General features: G+C 40.9%; 24 protein-coding genes. 4 read left to right on the forward strand and 20 right to left on the reverse strand.

The genetic code is table 11. From position 1 onward, the window contains the following. Positions 1–2: 2 nt before the first annotated feature. The 18 genes from rplF to CFY84_RS06725 form a co-directional block, all read right to left on the reverse strand. Complete coding sequence (rplF, locus tag CFY84_RS06640; protein WP_088823444.1) at positions 3–536, reverse strand: 50S ribosomal protein L6; 534 nt, start codon at positions 534–536, stop codon at positions 3–5. Positions 537–549: 13 nt separating this feature from the next. Next, positions 550–945 carry a 30S ribosomal protein S8 gene (gene rpsH, locus CFY84_RS06645; protein ID WP_088823445.1) on the reverse strand — a complete coding sequence of 132 codons (396 nt, stop codon included), beginning with the start codon at positions 943–945 and terminating at the stop codon, positions 550–552. Between the two features lie 11 nt (positions 946–956). Then, complete coding sequence (gene rpsN / locus CFY84_RS06650; RefSeq protein ID WP_088823446.1) at positions 957–1,262, reverse strand: 30S ribosomal protein S14; 306 nt, start codon at positions 1,260–1,262, stop codon at positions 957–959. A gap of 9 nt (positions 1,263–1,271) precedes the next feature. Continuing rightward, entirely contained in the window at positions 1,272–1,808 is a 537-nt protein-coding gene (gene rplE / locus CFY84_RS06655; RefSeq protein WP_088823447.1) for a 50S ribosomal protein L5, read from the reverse strand. Between the two features lie 16 nt (positions 1,809–1,824). Next, positions 1,825–2,145, reverse strand: coding sequence for a 50S ribosomal protein L24 (rplX, locus tag CFY84_RS06660; protein WP_088823448.1), 321 nt, complete (start codon positions 2,143–2,145; stop codon positions 1,825–1,827). Between the two features lie 10 nt (positions 2,146–2,155). Next, the gene (gene rplN / locus CFY84_RS06665; RefSeq protein WP_088823449.1) at positions 2,156–2,524 is read right to left on the reverse strand and encodes a 50S ribosomal protein L14; all 369 of its coding nucleotides are present in this window, start codon (positions 2,522–2,524) and stop codon (positions 2,156–2,158) included. 92 nt (positions 2,525–2,616) lie between these two features. Beyond that, on the reverse strand, positions 2,617–2,874 hold the full coding sequence (gene rpsQ / locus CFY84_RS06670) for a 30S ribosomal protein S17 (RefSeq protein ID WP_088823450.1): 258 nt from the start codon (positions 2,872–2,874) through the stop codon (positions 2,617–2,619). Further along, a complete protein-coding gene (gene rpmC, locus CFY84_RS06675; RefSeq protein WP_088823451.1) occupies positions 2,871–3,068 on the reverse strand; it encodes a 50S ribosomal protein L29 in 198 nt (65 codons plus the stop codon). Before rpmC ends, rpsQ begins: the two co-directional genes overlap by 4 nt. After that, positions 3,068–3,481, reverse strand: a complete 414-nt coding sequence (rplP, locus tag CFY84_RS06680) for a 50S ribosomal protein L16 (RefSeq protein ID WP_088823452.1) — start codon at positions 3,479–3,481, stop codon at positions 3,068–3,070. Before rplP ends, rpmC begins: the two co-directional genes overlap by 1 nt. A gap of 3 nt (positions 3,482–3,484) precedes the next feature. Then, on the reverse strand, positions 3,485–4,240 hold the full coding sequence (gene rpsC / locus CFY84_RS06685; protein WP_088823453.1) for a 30S ribosomal protein S3: 756 nt from the start codon (positions 4,238–4,240) through the stop codon (positions 3,485–3,487). 1 nt (position 4,241) lies between these two features. Next, entirely contained in the window at positions 4,242–4,571 is a 330-nt protein-coding gene (gene rplV / locus CFY84_RS06690; RefSeq protein WP_088823454.1) for a 50S ribosomal protein L22, read from the reverse strand. 10 nt (positions 4,572–4,581) lie between these two features. After that, the gene (gene rpsS / locus CFY84_RS06695) at positions 4,582–4,857 is read right to left on the reverse strand and encodes a 30S ribosomal protein S19 (protein WP_088823455.1); all 276 of its coding nucleotides are present in this window, start codon (positions 4,855–4,857) and stop codon (positions 4,582–4,584) included. Between the two features lie 20 nt (positions 4,858–4,877). After that, complete coding sequence (rplB, locus tag CFY84_RS06700) at positions 4,878–5,702, reverse strand: 50S ribosomal protein L2 (protein WP_088823456.1); 825 nt, start codon at positions 5,700–5,702, stop codon at positions 4,878–4,880. Positions 5,703–5,713: 11 nt separating this feature from the next. Next, complete coding sequence (rplW, locus tag CFY84_RS06705; protein WP_088823457.1) at positions 5,714–6,034, reverse strand: 50S ribosomal protein L23; 321 nt, start codon at positions 6,032–6,034, stop codon at positions 5,714–5,716. Continuing rightward, entirely contained in the window at positions 6,031–6,633 is a 603-nt protein-coding gene (gene rplD / locus CFY84_RS06710) for a 50S ribosomal protein L4 (RefSeq protein ID WP_088823458.1), read from the reverse strand. Before rplD ends, rplW begins: the two co-directional genes overlap by 4 nt. 11 nt (positions 6,634–6,644) lie before the next feature. Next, on the reverse strand, positions 6,645–7,283 hold the full coding sequence (gene rplC, locus CFY84_RS06715) for a 50S ribosomal protein L3 (RefSeq protein WP_088823459.1): 639 nt from the start codon (positions 7,281–7,283) through the stop codon (positions 6,645–6,647). 56 nt (positions 7,284–7,339) lie between these two features. Then, entirely contained in the window at positions 7,340–7,651 is a 312-nt protein-coding gene (gene rpsJ, locus CFY84_RS06720) for a 30S ribosomal protein S10 (protein WP_000070912.1), read from the reverse strand. Between the two features lie 421 nt (positions 7,652–8,072). Beyond that, positions 8,073–8,795 (reverse strand): type 1 glutamine amidotransferase, encoded by a 723-nt coding sequence (locus tag CFY84_RS06725; protein WP_088823460.1) that lies wholly within the window; start codon positions 8,793–8,795, stop codon positions 8,073–8,075. Between the two features lie 348 nt (positions 8,796–9,143). Here CFY84_RS06725 and yihA point away from each other — a divergent pair, with 348 nt between their 5' ends. Then, a complete protein-coding gene (gene yihA, locus CFY84_RS06730) occupies positions 9,144–9,920 on the forward strand; it encodes a ribosome biogenesis GTP-binding protein YihA/YsxC (RefSeq protein ID WP_088823719.1) in 777 nt (258 codons plus the stop codon). Positions 9,921–9,964: 44 nt separating this feature from the next. On the opposite strand, the gene purU is transcribed toward yihA, so the two are convergent. Both purU and CFY84_RS06740 read right to left on the reverse strand, forming a co-directional pair. Next, positions 9,965–10,828, reverse strand: coding sequence for a formyltetrahydrofolate deformylase (purU, locus tag CFY84_RS06735; RefSeq protein ID WP_088823461.1), 864 nt, complete (start codon positions 10,826–10,828; stop codon positions 9,965–9,967). 65 nt (positions 10,829–10,893) lie between these two features. After that, positions 10,894–11,598 carry a TetR/AcrR family transcriptional regulator gene (locus CFY84_RS06740; RefSeq protein WP_088823462.1) on the reverse strand — a complete coding sequence of 235 codons (705 nt, stop codon included), beginning with the start codon at positions 11,596–11,598 and terminating at the stop codon, positions 10,894–10,896. A gap of 523 nt (positions 11,599–12,121) precedes the next feature. Here CFY84_RS06740 and rpmB point away from each other — a divergent pair. The 3 genes from rpmB to CFY84_RS06755 all read left to right on the forward strand — a co-directional run bounded on the left by rpmB (position 12,122) and on the right by CFY84_RS06755 (position 14,358). Next, the gene (gene rpmB, locus CFY84_RS06745) at positions 12,122–12,358 is read left to right on the forward strand and encodes a 50S ribosomal protein L28 (RefSeq protein ID WP_031952295.1); all 237 of its coding nucleotides are present in this window, start codon (positions 12,122–12,124) and stop codon (positions 12,356–12,358) included. Positions 12,359–12,370: 12 nt separating this feature from the next. Beyond that, the gene (gene rpmG / locus CFY84_RS06750; protein WP_001205031.1) at positions 12,371–12,526 is read left to right on the forward strand and encodes a 50S ribosomal protein L33; all 156 of its coding nucleotides are present in this window, start codon (positions 12,371–12,373) and stop codon (positions 12,524–12,526) included. 119 nt (positions 12,527–12,645) lie between these two features. Next, a complete protein-coding gene (locus CFY84_RS06755; protein ID WP_088823463.1) occupies positions 12,646–14,358 on the forward strand; it encodes a cation:proton antiporter in 1,713 nt (570 codons plus the stop codon). The last annotated feature ends 42 nt before the right edge of the window (positions 14,359–14,400 follow it).

The raw sequence follows: 14,400 nt of genomic DNA on the forward strand, positions 1-14,400 counted from the left end.
CCCTATTTCTTCTTAGCTTCTTTACGAAGAATAACTTCATCCGAATAGCGAACACCTTTACCTTTATATGGTTCAGGAGAACGGTATGCACGAATGTTAGCAGCCACTTGACCTAACAGTTGTTTGTTTGCTGATTTCAGCAAAATTTCTGTTGGCGTTGGTGTTTCTGCAGTTACACCTTCAGGTAATGGGTAGTCAATTGGATGTGAAAAACCTAAGTTTAAGTTCACAACATTGCCTTTAATGGCAGCTTTATAACCAACACCTACTAATTGTAGTTTGCGTTCAAAGCCGTCACTAACACCCTTAACAAGATTATTTAATACAGCGCGAGCAGTACCAGCTTGCATCCAAGCATCTTGCGAGTTTTTAACTGGAGCAAGTTGAAGTTTACCTTCTTCCTGTTTTAGCTCGACCAGCGCATGCAGGGTGAAAGACAAAGTACCTTTAGTGCCTTTCACTTCGACCTGCCGGCCGTTCTGAGTAACTGCTACACCATTAGGTACAGTTACTGGGGCTTTAGCCACACGAGACATGAGGAATCACCTATTAAGAAACAAAAGCAATAACTTCACCACCGATGCCCGCAGCACGTGCAGCGCGATCAGTCATGATGCCTTTGCTTGTAGAAACAATTGCAATACCTAAACCTTGCTTAACGCTAGGTAGTTTATCTTTACCACGATACTGACGTAGACCTGGACGGCTTACGCGTTTCACAGTTTCGATAACTGGTTTGCCTTCAAAATATTTTAGGGTAATAGTCAAAGTAGCTTTGCCTTCATTATCAGCAACTTCTACATTTGAAACATAACCTTCTTGCTCTAAAACGTTTGCAATCGAAACTTTTAAATTAGAGCTTGGCATAGACACAGTGTGTTTTTTTGCCATTTGTGCGTTACGAACACGTGTTAGCATGTCGGCAACGGTATCTTGCATACTCATATAGTCGCCCCTTACCAGCTAGCTTTCACAACGCCAGGTACATCACCTTGCATTACTGTATCACGTAATTTGTTACGGCTTAGACCGAACTTACGGAAGTAACCATGAGGGCGACCTGTTAAACCACAACGGTTGCGAAGACGTACTGGAGATGCATTACGTGGCAATGCTTGTAATTTTAGCATTGCTTCGAAACGTTCTTCGTCACTTGCGTTTACATTTGCAATTACTGCCTTTAATTCAGCACGTTTTGCAGCAAACTTAGCAACTGTTTTTTCGCGTTTTAATTCGCGATTAACCATACCTTTCTTAGCCATATCGACCTCTTATTTGAACGGAAAGCCAAATGAACGCATAAGCGCACGGCCTTCGTCATCGGTGCGAGCAGTCGTAGTAACAGTAATATCCATACCACGAATACGATCAATCTTGTCAAAATCGATTTCAGGGAAAACGATTTGCTCTTTCAAGCCCAAAGAATAGTTTCCACGACCATCAAATGATTTTGAAGAAAAACCACGGAAGTCACGAATACGAGGGATTGCAATAGAGATCAAACGGTCTAAGAATTCGTACATTTGCTCGCCACGTAATGTAACTTTACATCCGATCGGCCAACCATCACGGATTTTAAAACCAGCGATTGATTTGCGAGCAAGCGTAAGTACTGGTTTCTGACCTGCAATAAGTTGCATATCAGAAAGTGCGCCATCTAATAATTTCTTATCAGCAGCAGCAGCACCTACACCCATATTGAGCGTAATTTTAGTAATGCGTGGAATTTCCATCACATTTTTTAGACCAAGTTCTTCTTGTAACTTTGCCTTGAGCTCTTCATTGTAGCGTGTTTTAAGTCTGGCCATAGCCTGTGTCAACCTATTACTTTGCTGCCGCCACTGATTCACCGTTTGACTTGTAAACACGCGTTTTCACGCCGTTTTCGTCATACTGGTAACCAATACGGTCAGCCTTTTGGGTTGTAGCGTTTAATATTGCCACGTTAGAAATATGAAGCGCAGCCTCTTGAGTCACGATACCACCTTCGGTACCAGTTGCTCGGTTTGGCTTTTGATGCTTCTTCACTAAATTAAGGCCTTCAACCTTAATGCGGTCTTCTGAAACAGACAAAACAGTGCCCTGTTTGCCTTTTTCTTTACCTGCGATCACAACAATTTGATCGCCTTTTCTGATTTTAGCCATGATTGCCTCTTTATAGAACTTCAGGAGCTAATGAAATAATCTTCATAAACTGTTCAGTACGAAGTTCACGAGTCACTGGTCCAAAGATACGAGTCGCAATCGGTGCTTTATTGTTGTTCAACAAAACAGCAGCATTGTCATCAAAACGGATCACAGAACCATCTTGGCGACGAATACCAAACTTTGTACGTACAACAACTGCATTCATCACGTCGCCTTTTTTAACACGACCACGTGGGATTGCTTCTTTTACAGTAACTTTAATTATATCGCCAACTGAAGCATAACGACGGTGTGAACCACCAAGTACTTTAATACATTGTACGCGGCGTGCACCACTGTTGTCTGCTACGTCAAGCATAGTTTCGGTTTGAATCATTGCCCTACTCCAAAACCGAGCATCACCGGTCACAATTTCGAAAGACGCATAGCGTACTTGAAATTGACCGATGATGCAACAAGAACGTCTATTTACTCAACAGCTGCTTCAACTACTTCCACTAAAGTCCATGCTTTAGTTTTAGAAATTGGGCGGCTTTCTTTAATGGTTACAACATCGCCAACTTTAGCAACATTGTTCTCATCATGAGCGTGTAATTTTGTTGAACGGCGGATTGATTTGCCATACAACGGGTGTTGAACGCGGCGTTCGATAAGCACAACAATAGATTTTTCCATTTTGTCGCTTACAACCTTGCCGGTTAACGTGCGGACTATATTTTCACTCATTGTCCGTTCCCCTGTTTTTCGGTGAGGAGTGTCTTAACACGAGCAACTGTTTTACGAGCAACTTGCACTTCGTGCGTTTTGCCCAGTTGACCGGTTGCTTTTGCCATACGAAGACGGAATTGATTAAGCTGTGTTTCATCAAGAATAGCTTGCAATTCCTCTACCGATTTTTCGCGTAGATCATTAGTTTTCATTACATCACCGTCCGATTCACGATAGCAGTTTTAAACGGAAGTTTAGCTGCTGCTAAAGCAAATGCTTCACGCGCTAATTCTTCGCTTACACCTTCCATCTCGTAAAGGATCTTACCTGGTTTGATTTCACAAACCCAATATTCCACACTACCTTTACCTTTACCCATACGCACTTCTAAAGGCTTTTGAGTAATTGGTTTGTCTGGGAATACACGGATAAAGATTTTACCACCACGTTTTACGCGACGGCTAATTGTACGACGTGCAGCTTCAATTTGACGCGCAGTCATACGACCACGTTCAACTGATTTAAGTGCAATCGTACCAAATGATACAGTACTTCCGCGGTGTGCAAGACCTGTGTTACGGCCTTTTTGCAGTTTACGGAATTTTGTACGTTTCGGTTGCAACATGAATTATTCTCCTTTAGCAGTAGAACGATCATTGCGACGACCACGACGCTCTTGACCTTCACCGCCACGACCACGACCGCGTTTCGCTGGACGATCTTCTTGTGGTGCTGGGTTCATGACTTGCTTCATGCCGCCCAAGATTTCACCACGGAAAATCCAAACTTTAACACCAATCGTACCGTAAGTCGTTTCAGCACGTACAGGAGCATAATCGATGTCCGCACGTAATGTATGTAAAGGTACACGACCTTCACGATACCATTCTGTACGAGCGATTTCAGCGCCACCTAGACGGCCAGAAACTTCAACTTTGATCCCTTTCGCACCAGCACGCATTGAGTTTTGAACTGCACGCTTCATTGCACGACGGAACATTACACGCTTTTCAAGTTGAGATGCAATTGCATCAGCAACTAAACGAGCGTCTAAGTCTGGACGATCAATTTCGTTGATGCTGACTTGCGCAGGAATACCCATGATTGCAGTTAATTCGCGCTGTAATTTCTCAATATCTTCGCCTTTCTTACCAATAACGATACCTGGGCGAGCAGTGCTAATAGTCACTTTTGCTGCGCCTGTAGGGCGTTCGATAAGAATTTTGCTGATCATCGCGCTTTTAAGTTTTTTATTTAAAAACTCACGAACTTGAAGATCTTTTAATAAATATTCAGAATATTGTTTCGGACTCGCATACCAATTAGCGTTATGACGTTTCACAACACCTAGGCGGATACCGATTGGATGAACCTTCTGACCCATATCAAACTCCTACCTTAACAGTGATGTGACAAGTACGCTTAGTGATACGATCCGCACGACCTTTCGCACGTGGCATAATACGTTTCAGGCTCACACCTTCATCAACATAGATTGTTGATACTTTTAAGTCGTCAACATCTAAGCTGTTATTATGCTCAGCATTTGCAATTGCAGACTCAAGCGCTTTTTTCACTAAAACTGCAGCTTTTTTGTTGCTGAAGTTTAAGATATCAAGTGCACGTGCAACTGATTTGCCACGGATTAGATCAGCCACTAAACGTGTCTTTTGTGCCGAGATAGCGGCACCGCGTAGTTTTGCAGTAACTTCCATCATAGCACCCTTAACGTTTAGACTTCTTGTCAACACCGTGACCACGATAGGTACGGGTTGGCGCGAATTCACCGAGTTTGTGACCAACCATATGCTCAGAAATAATTACTGGAACATGGTTACGGCCATTATGAACAGAAATTGTTAAACCAACAAAGTCTGGGAGGATCATCGAACGACGAGACCAAGTTTTAATCGGCTTGCGAGTATTATTTGCAACAGCCGCTTCAATCTTAGCGAACAAGTGCGCATCGACGAATGGGCCTTTTTTCAATGAACGAGGCATTAGTCAGATTCCTTTACTTGTTACTTAACGCGACGGTCGCGAATAATCATCTTAGTCGTACGCTTATTGGTACGTGTTTTGTACCCTTTCGCTTTTTGACCCCATGGGCTTACAGGTTGAATACCTTTATTACGCCCTTCACCACCACCATGTGGGTGGTCAACTGGGTTCATTGCCATACCACGTACGGTAGGACGAACACCACGCCAGCGTGAAGCACCAGCTTTACCAAGTGAGCGTAGGTTGCTTTCTTGGTTAGATACTTCACCAATTACAGCACGACATTCAACATGAACTTTACGCATCTCGCCTGAACGAAGACGAAGAATTGCATAAGAACCGTCACGACCCAATAACTGAACTGAAGTACCTGCAGAACGAGCTAATTGCGCGCCTTTGCCGATTTTCAATTCAATATTATGTAGTGTTGAACCGATTGGCATGTTACGTAACGGTAAGCAGTTACCTGGACGAATTGGTGCATCGTTACCAGATTGTACTTTATCGCCAGCACGCAAGCCTTTAGGCGCAATAATGTATCGACGTTCACCGTCAGCATATTTCAATAAAGCAATATGCGCTGTACGGTTAGGATCGTACTCAATACGTTCTACAGTTGCAGGAACACTATCTTTATTACGTTTGAAATCGATAATACGATAGTTTTGTTTATGACCACCGCCTACATGGCGAGTAGTAATATGACCATTGTTATTACGGCCACCTGTTCTTTTTTTACTTTCTACCAACGCAGCAAAAGGGCGGCCTTTGTACAAGTGATCATGAACCACTTTCTCTACAAAGCGACGTCCTGGAGACGTTGGCTTACATTTTTGAATAGGCATAATTCTCGTCCTTATTCCGCTGTGCTTTCAGCGGTATCGCCCAAGTCAGCCATTTCTACATCTTGGCCAGCTTTCAGGGTGACGTATGCTTTTTTAACATCAGAACGACGTCCTAATGTTTTACCAAAGCGTTTAGATTTACCTTTAGTGATTGTTGTATTTACTTTCACAACATCAACACCAAAAAGTTGTTCAACTGCTTTTTTGATTTCAAGCTTAGTCGCATTGATATCAACTTTAAACACTTGAACACCAGCAGTTTCGCCTAAAACTTGTGCTTTTTCTGAAAAAACTGGTCCACGAAGGATTTGATAGATACGTTCGTTGTTCATCCGAGTTCTACCTCAATTTTCTTAGCAGCAGCCACAGACATCACAACTTTATCAAACGCAATCAAACTTACAGGATCGATTGTGCCTGCATCAACCACAGCAACGTGTGGAATGTTGCGTGCTGCAAGATACAAGTTTTCTTCAACCGCATCAGTCACGATTAATGCACGTGGTGCATTTAATTCGCCAAGCTTTGCAATCAATTCTTTCGTTTTTGGTGCAGATACTTGAACATCTTCAACCAAAATTAAACGATCTTGGCGAACAAGTTCAGCTAAGATACATTGCATTGCACCGCGATACATTTTACGGTTAACTTTTTGAGACCAATCTTGTGGGCGAGCAGCAAAAGTTTTACCACCACCTACCCAGATTGGGCTACGAATAGAGCCTGCACGAGCACGGCCAGTACCTTTTTGACGGAATGGTTTAATACCACCACCAGATACATCAGCACGTGATTTTTGAGCACGAGAACCTTGACGACCACCTGCTAAATACGCAGTGACCACTTGGTGTACAAGTGCTTCATTGAATTCGCGTCCGAAAGCAACTTCAGATAATTCAACAGCAGAGCCGGAAACAGTAGTTAAATTCACGTTATTTCCCCTCAAGCCTTGATAGTAGGACGAAGAATCACGTCACCACCAGTTGCGCCAGGGATTGCACCTTTAACAACTACGATAGAACGTTCAGCATCGATAGATACAACTTCAAGACCTTGAACTGTAACGCGATCATCACCTAAGTGACCAGGCATTTTTTTGCCTTTAAATACGCGTCCAGGTGTTTGGTTTTGACCAGTAGAACCTACTGCACGGTGAGACAAAGAGTTACCATGAGTTGCGTCTTGCGTACGGAAATTCCAACGCTTAACACCACCTTGGAAACCTTTACCTTTTGATTGTCCAGTAATGTCAAGAATTTGACCTACTGTGAACAAATCTACTCCGATAGTTCCGCCAATTTCGCGACCTTCAAGCTCAGCTTCCGTTACACGGAATTCTTTCACTAAGCGACCAGCAGCAACGCTAGCTTTTGCAAAGTGACCTTTTTGAGCATTTGTAACGCGTGATTCACGACGTTCGCCAGTAGTTACTTGAACAGCTTGATAACCATCAGTTTCAAGTGTTTTGATTTGAGTGATACGATTTGGATCAACTTCAATCACTGTAACTGGCACAGAAACGCCGGCTTCTGTAAAGATACGGGTCATACCGCACTTACGACCGACTAAACCAATAGCCATGTGTGTAAACCTCTTAAAATGCGGCTTGATTAACAACGTTAATCAACCGACAAGCCTTATCCCAATGCGATCTGAACGTCAACACCAGCTGCTAAATCTAATTTCATCAATGCATCAACAGTTTTGTCTGTTGGTTGAACAATGTCGATTAAACGCTTGTAGGTGCGGATTTCATACTGATCACGCGCATCTTTGTTTACGTGCGGTGAAGTCAGAACGTTGAAGCGTTCGATGCGAGTAGGCATCGGGATTGGACCACACACTTGTGCACCAGTACGCTTTGCTGTTTCTACGATCTCTTGAGCAGATTGATCAATCAGACGATGATCAAAAGACTTAAGACGGATACGGATTCTCTGGTTAGACATACCAGTAAACTCCAAGCCAAATATGTAAAGAATCACCCATGACGCATCTCACCTATAGTTGGTAAGTGTCAAGGGTAGTGAAAATCACTAAGGTCATGATCGATGCCACGACTGTAACGATATGGGAGTATATATAATATTACTCACCACCCCTCTTATTCGAGGGTCACTTAGTATAACCGCTGTTTAATGCTTAAGCAAATTTTTTTAAGCGATTTGACCATAAGTTTTTGTATATTTATTCATCAGCATCTCTATCGCATCATTTCACGTACTATCTGGGGTGAATGCGCTACAACATAGCATTCACCGACTAATCCAGAATAAAATGAATTATTTAAATACACAAAATCCATTTGATTCTAAATCATCATCCATGCTTAGATTCAATCTACAATTCCACACTATGAAATCATTTCAATTATCTTAAAACAAATTCAATAGCTTTCACTAACAGGTCGTTATTTCTTAAAAATGACTCTTTTGCCAATAAAGACTGATAGTCAAATTGAGTTAAATAATCTTCGGCACTATTTTGATGCTCTTCTAAATAGCGATTCAAGTGTTCTGGCGTCATTTCAGGACAAAATTGAAAACCTAAAATATTATTTTTCAGCTGATAGGCTTGGTTTGCACTATCATTACTCATTGCCAAATGAATTGCACCTTTAGGAATATCGAAAGTTTCACCACCATACCACGACATTACATCAATCGATGGCGGAACCTGAAAACAATGCGATGGCAAGCCATTCACACCATGTACTTTCACCCAATTTGGTCCAATACGATCTTGTGGTTTTACCACAGCTGAACCCAAAGCACTTGCAACCAACTGCCCGCCCGCACCTAAGCCAATTAGTGGCTTATTGGCAGCCAAATAACGTCTAATCCAACGTTTTTCAATTTTTAACCAAGGCAAATTAGCCTCATCTTCTACATTTAATTGGCTTCCCATGACCATCAACAAGTCAACATCTGTAGGCAGAGGCAGTGCATCTATTTCAATTTCAGCATCTTGAGGCAAAGCAAAAAATTCCGTAGTGGTGATATGTGCACCATGACGCAACAAATAATCATGCGAGCTAATCGCGCCATCATATATGGCATGTTGAAAACAATGTACCCTTAAATTCTGTTTCATTTTAATTCTGCATAAAACCCTGTTGATGGTATTACCTGCAAAATTAAAGCCAAGTTTTGATCAGTTCAGCGTTTTTTTACAAGTTTGTACAATATGCGATGTCGTGATAACGCTTGAATTCTTTATTATTTTCAATAATTTTTAAATTTAACAATATGCAAAACAGCATTTTCAATCAATAACTTCAAAATTAGTTAAGTTCACCTATAACGAGTTATTCAAAGACAGCATTCACATACAATATAACCACTCTAATCATTCGCTATTTTGCTGGATGAATCTAAATTTTCAGTAATTGCACGATTTGCTTTATACTATGGCAAACCTGTTATTCGTTGTGAATTGTATATGCATCGTTATGCGAAATCTAAAGACACCAAAGCCAAACTTGCACCAAAGCAAAAAATTAGCTATGAGAAACAGCCTGACCCTGCTTTGACAGCATATGCATCGCAAAGTTTAAATTGGCTACGTAGTGCTGAATTTTTAATGAGCGCACCAAAGCTAAGTTTGTGTGTTGAAGATACAGGCTATGAAATTGCTTTTGCTGGCCGCTCAAATGCAGGCAAGTCAAGCGCAATTAATGCTTTAACCAACCAACGACAGCTTGCACGTGCCTCAAAGAGACCTGGGCGCACACAAATGCTCAACTTTTTTAGCTTGGGTAATCCTGATCAACGTCTTGTGGATTTACCGGGTTATGGTTATGCAGCTGTACCTGAGGAAATGAAGCGCGTATGGCAAAAAGAATTAGAAAACTATCTTATTCAACGCCAAAGCCTTCAAGGCTTAGTCCTATTAATGGACATTCGCCACCCCTTACAGCACTTTGACTTGATGATGCTCGAATGGGCATACTCTAGACAGCTTTTTGTACACATTTTACTGACCAAATCAGATAAGTTAAATCGTGGACCTGCCAATCAAGCATTACTTGATGTTAAGCAACGATTAAAGAAAATGAATTTAAATTTTTCAATTCAATTGTTCTCATCTCTAAATAAGCAGGGCTTAGAAGAATTGGCAAGCGTTATGGCAGGTCGATTAAACTATACTTTAGATCAAACATTAGATGGCGTTAAGCTATCCGATATTCCTGAAGCATCTGCTGACGACGAACAATAAAAAAAGGCATGTATATATACATGCCTTTTTATCATGGTTGTGTTTTAGAAGACGACTGTTTTTGTGCCATCTACAATAATACGGTCTTCTAAATGCCAACGCACAGCACGTGCCAAGACATTACGCTCGACATCCTGACCCAATTCACGAAGTTGGTCTACATTATATTCATGCCCAACACGCTCGACATCTTGCTCAATAATTGGACCTTGGTCTAAGTCGGCTGTCACATAATGTGCAGTTGCGCCAATCAGCTTTACACCTTTTTCATATGCTTGTTTATATGGATTAGCACCAACAAACGCAGGCAAGAATGAGTGATGGATATTAATCACTTTCATTGGCCATTTTGACACAAAATCTTCACTCAAAATTTGCATATAGCGAGCAAGCACCAATAAATCATTGCCATCCATAATGCGTTGAATTTCTGCCTCTGCTTCTTCTTTATTGTCTTTTGTTACTTTGACAACGGTAAAAGGTAGACCAAACTGCTCTACTGCTGAACGCAATGTTTCATGATTCGATACAACATGGGTAATTTCACAAGGCAATAAGCCACGTGCATAGCGCCATAGTAGCTCGTACAAGGCATGATCAACCTTAGATACCAAAATTCCGACTTTCTTTAGGTCGCCAACAAATGTTAAATGCCATTGCATTTGGTATCGTGTTGCAACATTACTTTCAAAGGTTTGCAACAATGTATCTTTTCGATTTTGCAAATGCTCAAGCTCGAATTCCACACGCATGAAATATTGTCCGCCCTGCGCTTCTGTTGCATATTGATCAAGCGCAGTAATGTTTGCGCCATGATGGTATAAAAAGCTTGATACGGCTTGTACAATACCTGGCTTATCTTCACATGTAATCAAAAGGCGAGCTGTGTTTGCGGTACTAGTATTCATGTCAATGGATATCACTTATTCATACAAAAAAGTTAGCCGGGTATATTACCCCTTTTTAATCATATTCACACATCATTTTTGTTGTCTGTCATTAACCCATCATTCATGAACCATACATTTTCATCAAAAGAAGCTAAAAATTGCTGATAGGTTTTTTGACTCTCACCAAGTAAATATGGTGACTCTAAGATCACAAGCTGTTTTAACGCAAGCATCGACCACTTTTCTTGTAAATGATTACTGTCATTCAGATGACCTGACATAAATAAGAAGTTGGTCCAATTGGTTAAGATAATCCAAATATTAATAATTAAAGCTTCCATTTCAATAGAAGTCAGCTTCATTAACCCCGCTTGAACAAAGGCCTGATAAAGCTTTTGCACTTTATGCATCACACGCTTAGCAAAATCTGCATAATCTTGATTGAAATGTTGATCTCGCTCAACCAAATGAAATACATCACGATGTAAAAAACGGTATGACCACAATTGATCACTTAGTGCTTTAAAATAAATTATTTTGTCATTTGCTGTGACCGACCGATCATTGGGCAACTCAAGCATCTTTAAGGTCTGTTCTTGATATCGGTCAGTTAATGCTTTAATGATTTCTTGTTTATTGCTGTAATGGTAGTATAAATTTCCAGGGCTCATATCAAGTGCAGCAGCAATATGGTTGGTTGTAACAGCGCGCTCTCCTTTTTCGTTAAATAACGTTAAACTCATATTTAAAATTCGTTGCTTAGTATTTAACTTTTTACCCGCCACCATCCAACTACACCTTCATCAAAGACTGACCTATTATCTATAAAATAGCACCATATATCTAGAGCCTTTACTCTAATTTAACAGTTATATTTAGATAGAATGTAGGAATCATTAAATTCAGACTACAAAAGCTAAAAAGTTTCAGCTATAATTTGCGATCACAAGATTTTTACTTTAAGAGTTCGGTGTTTTTATCCCTGCGCTTAAAGTAATGTAGCATCTCCTAAATTCCGTTATGCCAAGCAACACATCGTTTTAGGACAGTTTATTTAGATGGGATTCACCTGCTTTTTTGAGTTTTAAATAACGAAATAAGCCAGATTGAATCGCCTGTCTAATACCAATAAACCAAGCTACAAGAAATGATCAAGGCATGAGCTATTACGTTGCGTAATACGCTTTTTTATGCAAATTTGCTTGTCTTTTAAGCGCATTTTTGATATAAAACGCCCCTTGAATAAATTCAATCTGTTTGTTTTATGACTGGCCACAGGTTTGCTGTTGGCTAAATCAATGGAGTTCCACCATGTCTAAGGTTTGCCAAGTTACCGGCAAGCGTCCAGTCGTTGGTAACAACGTCTCACACGCAAACAACAAAACCAAGCGCCGGTTCGAGCCGAACCTGCATCACCACCGTTTTTGGTTAGAAAGCGAAAAGCGTTTCGTACGTCTTCGTTTGACAACTAAAGGTATGCGTATTATCGACAAATTGGGCATTGAAAAGGTTATCGCTGATCTTCGTGCTCAAGGCCAAAAGATCTAAGGAGTCATTGCCATGCGTGACAAAATTCGCCTAGTTTCTTCTGCGGGTACAGGTTATTTCTACACGACGACGAAGAACAAACGTACTATGCCGGAAAAAATGGAAATCAAAAAATTTGATCCAAAAATCCGTCAGCACGTGATTTTCAAAGAAGCTAAAATCAAATAATTTTAGTTTTGAAAAAAAGCGACTCATTAAAGAGTCGTTTTTTTTGTCTTTTTATTCTGTAATTGCCCACCTATCCCCTATACTTACAATTCATTTACGTTTGCCAAGGAACCAATCTCATGCCACATAATGTCGACTTGATTGTTTTATTGGCTGTTGGTTTCGGACTTGCCTTATTTTTTGGCTATCTTGCTGCACGATTGAGACTGCCACCATTGGTAGGTTATTTAATTGCGGGAATTGTCATTAGCCCCAATACACCAGGTATTGTTGGTGAAATTACCCTTGCCAATCAGCTTGCTGAATTGGGAGTGATGTTTTTAATGTTTGGTGTTGGTATGCACTTTTCATTAAAAGACTTACTTGAAGTTAAACGAATCGCTGTACCAGGTGCTATTTTACAAATTAGTGTGGCTAGCATGTTGGGTGTTGCAATCACCATGTTATGGGGCTGGTCTTTTGGATCTGCTTTGGTATTTGGTATTTGTTTATCTTGTGCCAGTACCGTGGTTTTGCTTAAAGCCTTAGGTGACCGTGGGTTACTCACTTCTGTGAATGGTAAAATTGCCGTCGGCTGGCTGTTGGTTGAAGATTTAGTCATGGTCTTGGTGCTGGTATTATTACCTGCTGTTGCAGTCTTATTGGGTGGAAAACCTATTGTTGGTCATGAACCAAACCAAGCCATTTGGCTAACTATTGTCATGACACTGCTTAAAGTGTCAGGCTTCATTGCGTTCATGCTGATTATTGGTAAACGAGTAATTCCACTCATTATTCAGTTTGTTGCACGGCTTGGGTCTCGTGAACTATTTACCCTGACAGTGGTTGCTGCTGCAGTGTCTGTCGCATATGGTGCGTATGCAGTGTTTGGGGTCTCTATGGCATTGGGCGCCTTCTTTGCAGGTATGGTGGTCAAAGAGTCTGATTTTAGTCACCGCGCAGAAGAAGAAACGCTGCCGTTAAGAGAGATTTTTTCAATATTATTCTTTGTATCGGTGGGCATGTTATTTGACCCACAAATATTACTTTCTAAACCAATCGAAATTATAGAAGTCATTGCTGTGATTGTCATTGGTAAAACTATTGCGGCTATGGCACTTGTCTTATGCTTTCGCTACCCTCTCAACACTGCATTAACTGTTGGGGCAAGTCTTGCTCAAATTGGTGAATTTTCATTTATTCTGGCCGCAGTTGGAGTCTCACTTGGCTTACTGACTATCGAAGCACAAAATTTAATTTTAGCAGGCGCATTATTTGCCATCACTTTAAATTCATTCATGTTTAAAGCCATTGAACCTGTGCAACAGTGGATTCGACAGCGTTCATACTTAGCTCGGTATTTTGAGCGCAGCAGTGACCCACTTGCAATGTTACCAGATGAAGTCGATCAAGATTACTTACGCGATCAGGTCGTGATTATTGGTCATGGCGAAGTAGGACGCCGTGTCATGCAAACACTCATGCAAAAAAACATTAAAGTGGTGGTGGCTGAGGAAAACCGTGAGATTGTTGAAGAGTTACGAGACAAAGGCATTGCAGCTGTTTGTGGTATTGCGACAGAACCAGGCGTACTCATTCAAGCACATATTCAGCATGCTAGACTTTTGGTCATCTCGCCAATGGATATCATTGATATTCACAGAATAGTAGATATTTCAAAGCAGCTTAATTCAAGAATTCAAGTGTTGGTCTGTGCAGAAAATAAAGAAGAAGCAGAAGCAATTCGAGCAGATCATATTGGTGATGTGTTTTATGCCAAAGAACAAATGGCAATCAACATGAGTCAGCATATTCTTGATCAAATTGATAAGGCACATCATAAAACCGCTTAAAAATACGCTGTGACGTATTTTTAAGCACAGCAAGTGTACTTA

The organism is Acinetobacter apis, from assembly GCF_900197575.1.
GTDB lineage: Bacteria > Pseudomonadota > Gammaproteobacteria > Pseudomonadales > Moraxellaceae > Acinetobacter > Acinetobacter apis.

Coding starts and splice junctions, on each gene's coding strand:
- rplF (WP_088823444.1), bottom strand. CDS start 536: ATGTCTCGTGTGGCTAAAGCCCCAGTAACTGTACCTAATGGTGTAGCA.
- rpsH (WP_088823445.1), bottom strand. CDS start 945: ATGAGTATGCAAGATACCGTTGCCGACATGCTAACACGTGTTCGTAAC.
- rpsN (WP_088823446.1), bottom strand. CDS start 1,262: ATGGCTAAGAAAGGTATGGTTAATCGCGAATTAAAACGCGAAAAAACA.
- rplE (WP_088823447.1), bottom strand. CDS start 1,808: ATGGCCAGACTTAAAACACGCTACAATGAAGAGCTCAAGGCAAAGTTA.
- rplX (WP_088823448.1), bottom strand. CDS start 2,145: ATGGCTAAAATCAGAAAAGGCGATCAAATTGTTGTGATCGCAGGTAAA.
- rplN (WP_088823449.1), bottom strand. CDS start 2,524: ATGATTCAAACCGAAACTATGCTTGACGTAGCAGACAACAGTGGTGCA.
- rpsQ (WP_088823450.1), bottom strand. CDS start 2,874: ATGAGTGAAAATATAGTCCGCACGTTAACCGGCAAGGTTGTAAGCGAC.
- rpmC (WP_088823451.1), bottom strand. CDS start 3,068: ATGAAAACTAATGATCTACGCGAAAAATCGGTAGAGGAATTGCAAGCT.
- rplP (WP_088823452.1), bottom strand. CDS start 3,481: ATGTTGCAACCGAAACGTACAAAATTCCGTAAACTGCAAAAAGGCCGT.
- rpsC (WP_088823453.1), bottom strand. CDS start 4,240: ATGGGTCAGAAGGTTCATCCAATCGGTATCCGCCTAGGTGTTGTGAAA.
- rplV (WP_088823454.1), bottom strand. CDS start 4,571: ATGGAAGTTACTGCAAAACTACGCGGTGCCGCTATCTCGGCACAAAAG.
- rpsS (WP_088823455.1), bottom strand. CDS start 4,857: ATGCCTCGTTCATTGAAAAAAGGCCCATTCGTCGATGCGCACTTGTTC.
- rplB (WP_088823456.1), bottom strand. CDS start 5,702: ATGCCTATTCAAAAATGTAAGCCAACGTCTCCAGGACGTCGCTTTGTA.
- rplW (WP_088823457.1), bottom strand. CDS start 6,034: ATGAACAACGAACGTATCTATCAAATCCTTCGTGGACCAGTTTTTTCA.
- rplC (WP_088823459.1), bottom strand. CDS start 7,283: ATGGCTATTGGTTTAGTCGGTCGTAAGTGCGGTATGACCCGTATCTTT.
- rpsJ (WP_000070912.1), bottom strand. CDS start 7,651: ATGTCTAACCAGAGAATCCGTATCCGTCTTAAGTCTTTTGATCATCGT.
- CFY84_RS06725 (WP_088823460.1), bottom strand. CDS start 8,795: ATGAAACAGAATTTAAGGGTACATTGTTTTCAACATGCCATATATGAT.
- yihA (WP_088823719.1), top strand. CDS start 9,144: ATGCATCGTTATGCGAAATCTAAAGACACCAAAGCCAAACTTGCACCA.
- purU (WP_088823461.1), bottom strand. CDS start 10,828: ATGAATACTAGTACCGCAAACACAGCTCGCCTTTTGATTACATGTGAA.
- CFY84_RS06740 (WP_088823462.1), bottom strand. CDS start 11,598: ATGGTGGCGGGTAAAAAGTTAAATACTAAGCAACGAATTTTAAATATG.
- rpmB (WP_031952295.1), top strand. CDS start 12,122: ATGTCTAAGGTTTGCCAAGTTACCGGCAAGCGTCCAGTCGTTGGTAAC.
- rpmG (WP_001205031.1), top strand. CDS start 12,371: ATGCGTGACAAAATTCGCCTAGTTTCTTCTGCGGGTACAGGTTATTTC.
- CFY84_RS06755 (WP_088823463.1), top strand. CDS start 12,646: ATGCCACATAATGTCGACTTGATTGTTTTATTGGCTGTTGGTTTCGGA.